We start from the raw sequence: 10,765 nt of genomic DNA, 5'->3' as shown, positions 1-10,765 counted from the left end.
TGTCGGTGTCGATGTTGATCTTGCGCACGCCGTGCTTGATGCCGCGCTGGATTTCCGAAACCGGCACGCCCCAGGTCTGGGGCATCTTCCCGCCATAGGCGTTGATGATGTCCTGCAAGTCCTGCGGCACCGAGGAGGAGCCGTGCATCACCAGGTGGGTGTTGGGCAGACGGCGATGGATCTCCTCGATCACGTTCATGGCCAGCACCTCGCCGTCGGGCTGGCGGGTGAACTTGTAGGCGCCGTGCGAGGTGCCCATGGCGATGGCCAGCGCGTCGACCTGGGTCTCGCGCACGAACTCCACCGCCTGGTCGGGATCGGTCAGCAGCTGGGAGTGGTCGAGCTTGCCCTCGAAGCCGTGGCCGTCCTCCTTCTCGCCCATGCCGGTCTCCAGCGAGCCCAGCACGCCGAGTTCGCCCTCGACCGAGGCGCCGACCCAGTGGGCCATCTTCACCACGTCGCGGGTGACGCGCACATTGTACTCGTAGCTGGCCGGGGTCTTGGCGTCGCCCTCCAGCGAGCCGTCCATCATCACACTGGTGAAGCCGTGCTGGATGGCGGTGGCGCAGGTGGCTTCGTCGTTGCCGTGATCCTGGTGCATGCAGACCGGGATGTGGGGGTAGATGTCGACCAGGGCGTCGATCATGCGGGCGAGCATGATGTCGTTGGCGTACTGGCGCGCGCCCCGGCTGGCCTGGATGATGACAGGGCTGTCGGTCCTGTCGGCGGCCTCCATGATGGCGAGGCCTTGTTCCATATTGTTGATATTGAATGCAGGGACGCCGTAGCCGTGCTCAGCCGCATGGTCGAGAAGCTGTCTGAGGGTGATGCGGGCCACGCGAGTCTCCTTGTGTCGTCTGCAATCAATCGGTCGCCGCCAGTTTACGGTGCGCCCACCGCGGACGCGACCCCGAATGCTGGCAGTTTAAAGTGTTTGGCCGAAAGTGATCCGGCTGTCATCACGCTGCAGCCGTTTAAGGCGCTTCCAGGTCTAACGCTTCAAAGTTCAAGCGAGAGGCGATATCGACCCTGTCGACCTCAAGCCGGCCGGCGCGCCCGGAAGGCCTGGGCTATGGTGCCGTCGTCCAGCCAGTCCAACTCGCCCCCCACAGGCACGCCCCGCGCCAGGGAGGTAACCGAAACGCCGGAAGGCTTCAATCGTTCGATCAGATAGTGGGCGGTGGTCTGACCATCGACCGTCGCCGGCAAGGCGAAGATCACCTCCTGGACCTCGCCGCCCGCCGCCCGTGCGATCAGCTCGCCGATGCGCAAGGCTTCCGGCCCCACGCCGTCCAGCGCCGACAGCAGGCCGCCCAGCACGTGATAACGTCCACGATAGGCGCCGGCGCGCTCCATGGCCCAGAGCGCGCCCACCTCCTCGACCACGCAGATCAGCCCCGCGTCGCGCTCGGGCGCGCGGCAGACGGTGCAGGGGTCGCAGGTGTCAAGCGCCCCGCACGTCGAACACGGCCGCACCCGCGCCGAGGCGTCGCCCAGGGCGGAGATCAGCGGGTCCATCAGCTGTTCGCGTCGCTTCAGCAGGGCCAGCGCCGCCCGACGGGCCGAGCGCGGACCCAGGCCCGGCAACTTGGACAACAAGGCGACCAGCCGCTCGATCTCTGGTCCAGCGGAGGCGGCCATCAAGCCACCGCCATGGCTAGGGTCAAAACTTCATCCCCGGAAAGCCCGGCATACCGCCGCCGCCCATGCCTGCAAGCGGTCCCATCGCGTCATGCATCAGGCGTTCCTGTTCGGCGTCGAGCTTCTTCTTGGCGTCGGCGTGGGCCGCCACCATCAGGTCGCTCAACACCTCGCCCTCGTCCGGTCCCATCAGGCTCGGGTCGATAACCACGCTCTTCAGCTCGCCCGAGCCCTGCAGCGTCAGCTTCACCAGTCCGCCCCCGGCCTGGCCTTCGACGGAGGTCTCCGCCAGCCGGGCCTGGGCGTCCTGAATCTTCTGCTGCAGGCCCTGGGCCTGCTTCATCATGGCGCCGAAATCCTTCATCGTCCGACCTGCTGCGTGATTCCCTGGCCGGCAGATATAGGCGGGCCAAGAGCGGGGGGCACGAGATTCCTCCGCCTCAACGCAACAGGGGCTAACGGCGAGCGCCTCCAAACACCGCGTCATCCCCCTTCAACTCATAATGGAAGCGCCGAACGATCAGGCCGCCTCCGCGACGTCGGTCACCTTGTAGGTCAGCAGTTGGCCGTCCTCGTCGGTGATGCTGACATATTCGCCCACGGCGAAGCGATGCTGGCCCAGGCGATAGCCAGGCTCCTCGCCGGCGGCGGCGGCGGCGTCGCCATAGTCGAAGAACCAGGCCTTGCCCCGGCGAGCCAGCTTTCCCTCCTGCACGTCCTCGTCGGGCGCGAAGCGGCGCACGATGCATTTAGCGCCGGCCTTCTTCGCCGCCTCGTCGTCCAGCATCCCGTCGGATGTCAGCGGAGCGGTCAGGGTGTAGCCACGATGGTCGTCGCCATCGGCGAACACGGTTCCAGGATTGCGCGCCAGACGCATGACGATGCGCGATAGGGTCATTTCGGGCCTTCCGACGTTATAGTTCCAGCAGCGAAACGGCCGAACGCGCTTGGCGTTCAAACTTACAGCGCAGGTTGATCGAAAAGTCGCCTTGGGCCAGTTCAACCGTCTCGACCCGGAGGGAAACGGCGACATGGCGAAAAGCCCGCACAGACCGGCAGGCGCCTCGGCGAAAAGCGCCACGGGCAAACAGGCGCCGCCACGCGCGTGGCAACGCATGCTCTCGGGCCGCCGGCTCGACCTGCTCAACCCGTCGCCCTTCGACATCGAGATCGAGGACATCGCCCATGGCCTGGCGCGGGTGGCGCGGTGGAACGGCCAGACTTTGGGCGAACACGCCTTCTCCGTGGCGCAGCACAGCATGGTGGTGGAGGAGGTCTGCGCCCATCTCCAGCCCGGACTGTCGCCGCGCTGGCGGCTGGCGGCCCTGCTGCACGATGCGCCGGAATATGTGATCGGCGACATGATCTCGCCGTTCAAGGCGGCGCTGGGGTTCGACTACAGGGCGTTCGAGGCGGGACTGGAGGCGGCGATCCATATCCGCTTCGCCCTGCCCCCAGCGGCGCCGCCGGCGATCAAGGCGCTGATCAAGACCGCCGACCGCGCCTCGGCCTATTTCGAGGCGGTGCAGCTTGCGGGCTTTTCCGTGCCCGAGGCTCAGAACCTGTTCGGCGCACCGCCCGCGGGCTATGCGCTCAGGATCGATCCCCAGCCGGCCTTCATCGCCCAGGAGCGCTATGTCGCCCGTTTCCACGTCCTGGCCGAGGCCTCGGATCTGGAGCCCACATCCGCCGCTTTCGACACGGAATAGTCTGGTTTATGGGGCCACTGCGTCCGTTCATCGCTCATAAACCCTCTCGCGCTTAGATCGCTGGTTAGCTAACTACCCGCGGGGCGGGGTCGCTCGCGGAGTTCTCGAGGTATGGCCAACGCCGATCACGCTACGGGTCGACCGGGCGGCGGATCAGGCGGACGTCCTCCCCGCGGAGGCAGGCGTCGCCGTTCGCTGCTCGGCTCCATCATCTATTGGTTGGTCGTGCTGGCGGTCTGGGTGCTGATCGCGATTGCGGCCATGGTGCTGTACTTCTCACGCGGCCTGCCCGACACCTCCAAGCTCTACCAGATCCATCGCCAGCCCTCGATCAGCTATCTGGACCGCAACGGCGCCCTGCTGTCGGTGCGCGGCAGCCAGTACGCACCGCCGGTGGATCTGGACGCCCTGCCGGCCTACGTGCCCGCCGCCTTCGTCTCGGTGGAGGACCGGCGCTTCTATCAGCACTGGGGCTTCGACATCGTCGGCATCATGCGCGCCGTGGTCGCCGACCTGCGCCGTGGTCACGCCGCCGAGGGCGCCTCCACCATCACCCAGCAGCTGGCGCGCAACCTGTTCCTGACGCCCGACCAGAACATGAAGCGCAAGGTGCAGGAGTTGTTGCTGGCGGTGTGGCTGGAGCACCAGTACTCCAAGAAGCAGATCCTGGCCCTGTATCTGAACCGGGTCTATTTCGGCGCCGGCGCCTATGGCGTCGAGTCCGCCTCGGAAACCTTCTTCAACAAGCCGGCCTCCAAGATCGATATCGGCGAGGCGGCGCTGTTGGCGGCGCTGCTGAAGTCGCCCACCCACTACAGCCCGGTCAACGAACAGGAACGCGCCGGACGCCGCGCCACCATCGTGCTGGACAAGATGGTGGAGACCCACGCCATCACCCCCGCCCAGCGCGAAGAGGCCCTGTCCCACCCCGTGCGCGTCTCGCCGGCGCTGGCGACCCAGCACGCCCAGTATTTCGTCGACTGGGTGGACGGACAGGTGCGCAAGCTGGTGGGCCAGCCCACCACCGACCTGATCGTCGAGACCACGCTCGACCTGCCCATCGACACCGCCGCCGAGACCGCCGCCCGCACCGTGGTCGAGCGCAACGGCCGGCTCGGTGTTCAACAGGCCGCCGTGGTCGCGCTGGATGGCGGCGGCCGGGTACGCGCCCTGATCGGAGGCGTCAGCTACGCCGACAGCCAGTTCGACCGCGCCATCGACGCACGCCGCCAGGCGGGTTCGTCCTGGAAGCCCTTCGTCTATCTGACCGCGCTGAACACCGGCCGCTACAATCCCGACACCCAGGTGGTCGACGAGCCGGTGACCATCAACGGCTGGAGTCCGCACAACTTCGAGCCGGAGAACCTGGGCCCGCTCCCTCTGCACGAGGCGCTGCAGCGTTCGATCAACACCGTGGCGGCCAAGCTCGCCGACGACGTGGGCCGCAACAACGTCGCCGACACCGCGCGCAAGCTGGGCATCACCACCGATATCAACACCGACCCGGCCATGGCGCTGGGCACCAGCCTGGTCAGCCCGCTTGAGATGGCCCAGGCCTACGACGCCTTCGCCAACGGCGGCTTCAAGGTGCAGGCCTACGCTATCGAGCGCATCCGCACCCGCGACGGCAAGGTGCTGTACGAACATCCCGCCCCCGCCCACGACTCGGTGATCGGCGAGCCTCAGCTCGGCTGGATGAACCAGATGCTGCGCACCGTGCTGGTCAGCCCCGGCACCGCTCCACGAGCCGCCATCCCCGGCTACGACCTCGCCGGCAAGACCGGCACCACCAGCGATTTCCGCGACGCCTGGTTCGTCGGCTACACTGGCGGCTTCGTCGCGGCGGTGTGGACCGGCAAGGACGACAACTCGCCCATGCATCACGTCACCGGCGGCGCCGCGCCGGCCGAGCTATGGCGCGCCTTCATGACCGCCGCCCTGCCCCGCCTGAAGGTCCAGGCCATACCCGGCGGCGCGGCAGGCCCTGCGCCTTTGACCGACGACCCCATCGGCGAGCTGCTCGGCAACACCACCGGCCTCAGTCAAGGCGCACCGGATGCGACCGACGGTGACGCCCAGGACCAGGACGGCCAGCCACCACCGCCGCCCATCGGCCCACCGCCGGGGCCGCCGCCCGGCCCGCGCCCACCCCCGCCGGCGCCCTATTAGGTTCGTCGATCCTCCTGCCCTGCGAGCGGGGGAGGAAATTCACCCCACAGCGTGCAGAGCCGCCCCGTTCACGCGCAGCCATCGCCGCGCCATGGCAGGATCGCCATAGAGATCGTGCACCACCGCCCAAAACCTGGGGCCATGGTTGGATTCGATCAGGTGGGCGCATTCGTGAGCGGCGACGTAGTCGAGCACCTCGGGCGGACTGAGCACCAGCCGCCAGTTGTAGCGGATCCGGGCCGGTTCCAGCCCGTGAGCCCGGCGACACGACCCCCAGCGGGACCGGGCGTCCTGAAGCCCCAGCGCCGGAACCGCCTCGCCAAGCGCCTCGCAATGTCGGGTTGTGCGCACCGATAGCCGCTGCAGGGCTTCCGCCCGCAACCCGCGCTGCACGGCGCGTGCGAAGGCTTCCCCCTCGCCATAGGCCAACAGCCTGCCGGGTGCGTCTCCCACAGGCGCGATCAGGCGCGGCTTGATCCGCATCGCCGCGCGCTCCAGCACATAATCCTCGCCACAGACCTCGACCCTGGCTCCGGGCGCGAACCCGACCCTCGCGGGCAGGCTGTCCAGGTGGGCGGCGATCCAGGCGCTGCGGGTTTGTGCAAAGGCCGTGGCCTCCGCCAGGCGCTTGAGCGAGGGGGCCACCGCCAGCACCTCGCCCTTGGTCGGGTCCAGGCGCAGACTGATCCGCCGCGCCCGGCCGTTCACCGTCAGGCGCACGGGACGGCCGTCGACCTCGATCAGATCGCCAGGCTGCAGGCGCTGGGGCGCACGGCGAAACAGCATGACCGGGCTTATGCCACGCCGGCCGCGAATCGGCGCGCGCCAACATGTCGCCGCGCCCAAACAAAAAGGGCCCCGTCACCGGGGCCCTTTCCAAACGTCGATCCGAAACCGTGGATCAGGAGGCGTAGTATTCCACCACCAGGTTCGGCTCCATCTTCACCGCGTAAGGCACTTCGGCCATGTCGGGCAGACGGATGAACCGGGCGGTCATCGCCTTGGTGTCCACTTCGATATAGTCGGGGATGTCGCGCTCGGCCGACTGCAAGGCTTCCAGCACCAGGGCCATGTTGCGCGAACGCTCGCGCACCGAGACCACGTCGTCCGCCTTCACGCGATAGGAGGCGATGTTGACGCGCTTGCCGTTGACCAGCACGTGGCCGTGGTTGACGAACTGACGCGCCGCGAAGGGGGTCGGCACGAACTTGGCGCGATAGACCACCGCGTCCAGTCGGCTCTCCAGCAGGCCGATCAGGTTCTCCGAGGTGTTGCCCTTGCGGCGGGCGGCCTCGTCATAGGTGCGGCGGAACTGCTTTTCGGTCAGGTTGCCGTAATAGCCCTTCAGCTTCTGCTTGGCGCGCAGCTGCAGGCCGAAGTCGGAGACCTTGGACTTGCGGCGCTGGCCGTGCTGGCCGGGGCCGTAGGAACGCTGGTTGACGGGCGACTTCGGGCGACCCCAAAGGTTCTCGCCCATACGGCGGTCGATCTTGTATTTCGCCGAATGGCGCTTGGACATAGTTAGACTCTCAGCTCGATGCGGGCCGGTCCCACCTCGATCGGCGGAACGATTGCAACGGCGGCGCTCACATCACCCGTCATAGAATTCCCGCACCGCCGAGCAGGCCCGGCGACGGGAAAGGCGGGCTTATGCCGACGCCCGTCCCCCGTGTCAAGTTTGGCCGGGCGCGGCTCCTATTTCAGGAGCCGCACGCTGGTGTTCAGCGACGTGGTGGTCTGGCAGTTCACGCTGAAGACGATGTCGTTGAAGTCGTTGTCGTCTCCAGTACCGCCGTTGTCGTCCCAGTTGTAGGTCGTGGTGCCCTGGCTACAGTCGGTGACCATTGCGCCATCGGTGGTCCCGCCGCTGGGGATGCCGGTGGAGGCGTTCCTGTTCAGGTTGCCGAACTGCAGTGGATTGCGCGTGCTCCCCCAGGTGTAGAGATAGTTCGCCGGGCCTTTGAAAGTGAGGCTCGAACAACTCGAAGTGCAGATGATCAGAGGCGTATAGGAATCCGTTCCGGTCGTGTCCGAAACCGTTACGGCAGGAGAGCCTTGCGAGTTGCTGCACTTGACGACCGCAGCAGCCTTCTTCGTCGCGGCCGTATCGGGCTGAGTGCTGAAGGTAGCCGCTTGATAATCGTGGTACTGCGTCGTGTTGGTCGCGCCCGTCGGGACTTCTGTTCGTGTGGAGAAATATTCCTTCAAGGCGCCCTGCGCCTGATTATAGCAGTTAGAGCCATAACCAGAGACGCCGCCAGTCGTGTTGTACATCGCGAAGGCAGGCCTGCTGCCGTACGGGACTTGCAGGCTGATCGAGGATAGATTTTTAAAACCAGCCTTGTTGGACAGGATCGGCGTCGAGGAATTTTGCGTCGTGTTGTTGGCGATGTCCGAAGTTGGGTCGTACTCATAAAGGGCCTTGCCCGTGAGCATTACTCCAGACGAATTCGTAGGAACCGCGTAATAGTAGATTTCGTCCTTGTCCGAGGCGCTGGTGTTGAAATTGTTCACCGACACCGTGACCTGGCGGGCGACGCCGCCCTGCGCGGTGGCTTGCGTGCTCGTGTTTATGGATGGCGTGGCCATCGCCATGATCGTGGTCTTGACGCCATAGCTGATCGCGACCTGGACCGTACCGATATAGTTGGGTGAGATCGGCGTCGTGGCGCAGACCTGCCCGACCACGGCGCCGGCGGCGGCCTGGGGCGCCGACAGGTTGCAACTCGTCCCGGTCACCGGGGGCAACATCGTCACCGACGGGTGGTCCATCAGGCTGGGCGCCAGGGCGAGGACGTACTTGGACGCCGCGGTCTGCGCATCGGTCGCCGCCGTGGCGTCGATACTGGTGAACTGATGGGCCCCGGCCAAGGCGGCCGAATCCGCTATGTCCTGGACTTGCCCATGGATGTTGGAGACGCGGGAGAGGTCCACCGCCGCGCCTGCAGCCAGCACGAGCGGAATCGCCAAAATGGCGAATTGAGGCCCGATCGCCCCGCTTCTGCTCTTCAACAGGCCGCGCAGATTTTTCCGACAAGAATGCAGCAATCGATCGATCATCGAGTTCATCCAGCCCCACGCCAGCCCGAAGCTTGCCTGGCAATCTCGACATCTATTCGCAGAAACGAGTAAACAAGCCGATTAGCAGTATGGTTGTGAGGCATTTACCTTGTTTACCCCATCTCGGCGGCGGCGAAGACGTTTCGTCGCCAGATGGTTTATTCGATAAGATTTCAATTTAAAGTAGAATTCTTGTCTATCGCCGCCTTCCAACGATATGGCCTTACCCCGGCCGCGATCGCAGGGCGCAACCCCAATGGGTTATCGTTTGACCCAGCTCGTGCTCTGGGCCGCCACCAGGTCCAACACGTTGCCCTGCGGCAGGCTGAGGTCCAGGCGATGCAGGCCCCAGCCGGGCGCCAGCACGAACCTGGGCAGGCCGGCCTGGAGCAAAGCGGCGTAGCGGGTCGGCTGGATGGTCACGCTCAGCACGTCGCCGCCCGTATCCCTGACGCACTCCGCCGACAGCTGGCCGACCGCATGCACCCAGGGCGGATCGTCCGTCGGCGCAGCCTTGGGCCTGGGCAGATAGGCGTCCAACTCGCCGGAACCGCCTCCCGGGGCCGCCGGATTGACGCAGGCGGTGGTCAGGCCATGGCCTGGGTCGCGTCCGAACATGCGGTGGTTCGCGTCGTCGGACAGGTAGGTGGTCCAGGCGTACACGCAGCCGGTCTCGCCGGCCGTGGCGCAGGTGGGGATATGCTTGAACGATCCGCCGGTGCGACCGCCGGCCGCGACCGAAATCTCGGGATCGCCGCCCAGGAAGGCGGAGACCAATCGCTTCTGCATAGGCTTGCCGTCGATCTGCTCGGCGATCAGGCGCTGGAGCAGGATGGCGCCCTGGCTGTGGCCGATCAGGACCACGCCCCGACCGTGGTTGTCGCGAGCCAGATAATCGCGCCACGCCGCCAGCACGTCGCGATACGGCCCGTCCCAGTTCGGCTGCGCCCCGCCCGCGAACACCTGCTTCAATCCGGTCATGGTGAGCTGGCGATAGATCGGCGCAAACAGACGACAGCGCGAGGTCAGGCGCGCAGCCTGGCCCTTCAGCGTCTCGATCACCTCCGGCCCCGCCGTCATGTCGCTGTAGGTGGAGGTCTGCATCGACACGGTGGGATAGACGAAGAAGCAGTCGATCGGCGGGTCGGTCGCCGGAACGAAGGCCTCCGGCGTGCGCTGGCCGTCCGGCGTCACCCTCATGGCGTCCAGGCCGGTCGTGCAGTTCGTCTCCTCGCCGGGCCGGCAGAGCCAGGCGCTGTCCTGGCGGTAGTCCGGATCGGCGGCGGGTTGGGCGAAAGCCGCTGACGAGGCCAGCGCGAACAGCACGGCGACGGCGGGAATCAGATGACGGCGCATGGGCGGCGGCTCGTTCACGGGCGGCCCCCGAGGCGGGCCCACGAGCCTTTTAGCGCCAAGCCCAGATGGCGAGAAGCGCCTTACACCGCCAGAAATACTCGTCCGCCCCCGAGGCCGGATCGGTCATTCGCCCTTCTCGGCCAACCGGGCCAGGGTGCGGCCGCGCCCCTTGGTCAGGGCGGTGATCACGCCGCGGAAGGTGCGCGCCTCCTGGTCGGTGAAGCGCGCACGGCCCAGCGCCACGCGCAGGTTGCGGATCATCGAGGGCTTCTTCTCCGGCGGGAAGAAGAAGCCGGAGAACTCCAGCTCATCCTCCAGGTGCTCATACACGCCCATCATCATCGCCTGGTCGGCAGGCGCGGCCACATCCAGGAAGGGCGCAGGCGGCGCATCGAGCGTCACGGTGCGCCACTCGTAGGCGTTCACCACCACCGCCTGTCCGAGGTTCAGCGAGCGGAACTTCGCATCGACCGGAACGGTGACGATGCCGTTGCACAGCGCGATGTCCATGGTCTCCAACCCTGCCCGCTCGGCCCCGAACAGCAGGCCGGTGCGCAAGGCTCCGCCCACCCGGTGCAGTTCGGTCGCGGCCTGGCGCGGGGTGAACACCGGCAGGTGGGTCTCGCGCGGGCGGGCGGTGGCGGCATAGACCAACTGCAGGTCCGAGATCGCCTCGGCCACGGTGGCGAACACCTTGGCGCCGGTCAGCGGCCAGTCGGCGCCCGACGCCGAGGCCCAGGCGCGGTCCTGGGGCCAGCCGTCGCGCGGGCTGACCAGACGCAGCTCGGACAGCCCGAAATTGGCCATGGCGCGCGCCACCGCCCCGATGT

11 protein-coding genes are annotated in these 10,765 nt (G+C 66.7%); 2 read left to right on the top strand and 9 right to left on the bottom strand.

Annotation, left to right across the window (positions count from 1 at the left end; translation table 11 throughout):
- The 4 genes from fba to GSQ87_RS18750 all read right to left on the bottom strand — a co-directional run.
- Positions 1–838: class II fructose-bisphosphate aldolase (gene fba / locus GSQ87_RS18765; RefSeq protein ID WP_158917088.1), on the bottom strand; the 838-nt coding region annotated here is incomplete at its 3' end.
- A gap of 200 nt (positions 839–1,038) precedes the next feature.
- Positions 1,039–1,641, bottom strand: a complete 603-nt coding sequence (gene recR, locus GSQ87_RS18760; RefSeq protein ID WP_158917086.1) for a recombination mediator RecR — start codon at positions 1,639–1,641, stop codon at positions 1,039–1,041.
- Positions 1,642–1,663: 22 nt separating this feature from the next.
- Complete coding sequence (locus GSQ87_RS18755) at positions 1,664–2,005, bottom strand: YbaB/EbfC family nucleoid-associated protein (RefSeq protein WP_158917084.1); 342 nt, start codon at positions 2,003–2,005, stop codon at positions 1,664–1,666.
- Between the two features lie 156 nt (positions 2,006–2,161).
- Positions 2,162–2,539: a hypothetical protein gene (locus GSQ87_RS18750; protein WP_158917082.1), complete on the bottom strand. Its 378-nt coding sequence runs from the start codon at positions 2,537–2,539 to the stop codon at positions 2,162–2,164.
- 133 nt (positions 2,540–2,672) lie between these two features.
- On the opposite strand from GSQ87_RS18750, the gene GSQ87_RS18745 reads away from it, so the two are divergent.
- Complete coding sequence (locus tag GSQ87_RS18745; RefSeq protein ID WP_371416688.1) at positions 2,673–3,350, top strand: HD family hydrolase; 678 nt, start codon at positions 2,673–2,675, stop codon at positions 3,348–3,350.
- Between the two features lie 111 nt (positions 3,351–3,461).
- Positions 3,462–5,519, top strand: a complete 2,058-nt coding sequence (locus GSQ87_RS18740; RefSeq protein ID WP_158917078.1) for a transglycosylase domain-containing protein — start codon at positions 3,462–3,464, stop codon at positions 5,517–5,519.
- 39 nt (positions 5,520–5,558) lie between these two features.
- On the opposite strand, the gene GSQ87_RS18735 is transcribed toward GSQ87_RS18740, so the two are convergent.
- The 5 genes from GSQ87_RS18735 to GSQ87_RS18715 form a co-directional block, all read right to left on the bottom strand.
- Complete coding sequence (locus GSQ87_RS18735; protein WP_158917076.1) at positions 5,559–6,305, bottom strand: M48 family metallopeptidase; 747 nt, start codon at positions 6,303–6,305, stop codon at positions 5,559–5,561.
- A 115-nt stretch (positions 6,306–6,420) separates the two neighbouring features.
- A complete protein-coding gene (rpsD, locus tag GSQ87_RS18730; RefSeq protein ID WP_158917074.1) occupies positions 6,421–7,038 on the bottom strand; it encodes a 30S ribosomal protein S4 in 618 nt (205 codons plus the stop codon).
- Between the two features lie 176 nt (positions 7,039–7,214).
- Positions 7,215–8,588, bottom strand: a complete 1,374-nt coding sequence (locus GSQ87_RS18725) for a TadE/TadG family type IV pilus assembly protein (RefSeq protein WP_158917065.1) — start codon at positions 8,586–8,588, stop codon at positions 7,215–7,217.
- A gap of 252 nt (positions 8,589–8,840) precedes the next feature.
- A complete protein-coding gene (locus tag GSQ87_RS18720) occupies positions 8,841–9,935 on the bottom strand; it encodes a DUF3089 domain-containing protein (RefSeq protein WP_158917063.1) in 1,095 nt (364 codons plus the stop codon).
- Between the two features lie 123 nt (positions 9,936–10,058).
- Positions 10,059–10,763, bottom strand: a complete 705-nt coding sequence (locus GSQ87_RS18715; protein ID WP_254063079.1) for an RNA methyltransferase — start codon at positions 10,761–10,763, stop codon at positions 10,059–10,061.
- Between the last annotated feature and the right edge of the window lie 2 nt (positions 10,764–10,765).

It is taken from the genome of Caulobacter sp. S45 (assembly GCF_009765965.1).
GTDB lineage: Bacteria > Pseudomonadota > Alphaproteobacteria > Caulobacterales > Caulobacteraceae > CAHJWH01.
This window is presented reverse-complemented; position numbering and strand designations above follow the sequence as displayed.

Bases quoted from the DNA above. Each gene is read 5' to 3' on its own strand.
- recR (WP_158917086.1), bottom strand. From the start codon at position 1,641: ATGGCCGCCTCCGCTGGACCAGAGATCGAGCGGCTGGTCGCCTTGTTG.
- GSQ87_RS18755 (WP_158917084.1), bottom strand. From the start codon at position 2,005: ATGAAGGATTTCGGCGCCATGATGAAGCAGGCCCAGGGCCTGCAGCAG.
- GSQ87_RS18750 (WP_158917082.1), bottom strand. From the start codon at position 2,539: ATGACCCTATCGCGCATCGTCATGCGTCTGGCGCGCAATCCTGGAACC.
- GSQ87_RS18745 (WP_371416688.1), top strand. From the start codon at position 2,673: ATGGCGAAAAGCCCGCACAGACCGGCAGGCGCCTCGGCGAAAAGCGCC.
- GSQ87_RS18740 (WP_158917078.1), top strand. From the start codon at position 3,462: ATGGCCAACGCCGATCACGCTACGGGTCGACCGGGCGGCGGATCAGGC.
- GSQ87_RS18735 (WP_158917076.1), bottom strand. From the start codon at position 6,305: ATGCTGTTTCGCCGTGCGCCCCAGCGCCTGCAGCCTGGCGATCTGATC.
- rpsD (WP_158917074.1), bottom strand. From the start codon at position 7,038: ATGTCCAAGCGCCATTCGGCGAAATACAAGATCGACCGCCGTATGGGC.
- GSQ87_RS18725 (WP_158917065.1), bottom strand. From the start codon at position 8,588: ATGAACTCGATGATCGATCGATTGCTGCATTCTTGTCGGAAAAATCTG.
- GSQ87_RS18720 (WP_158917063.1), bottom strand. From the start codon at position 9,935: ATGCGCCGTCATCTGATTCCCGCCGTCGCCGTGCTGTTCGCGCTGGCC.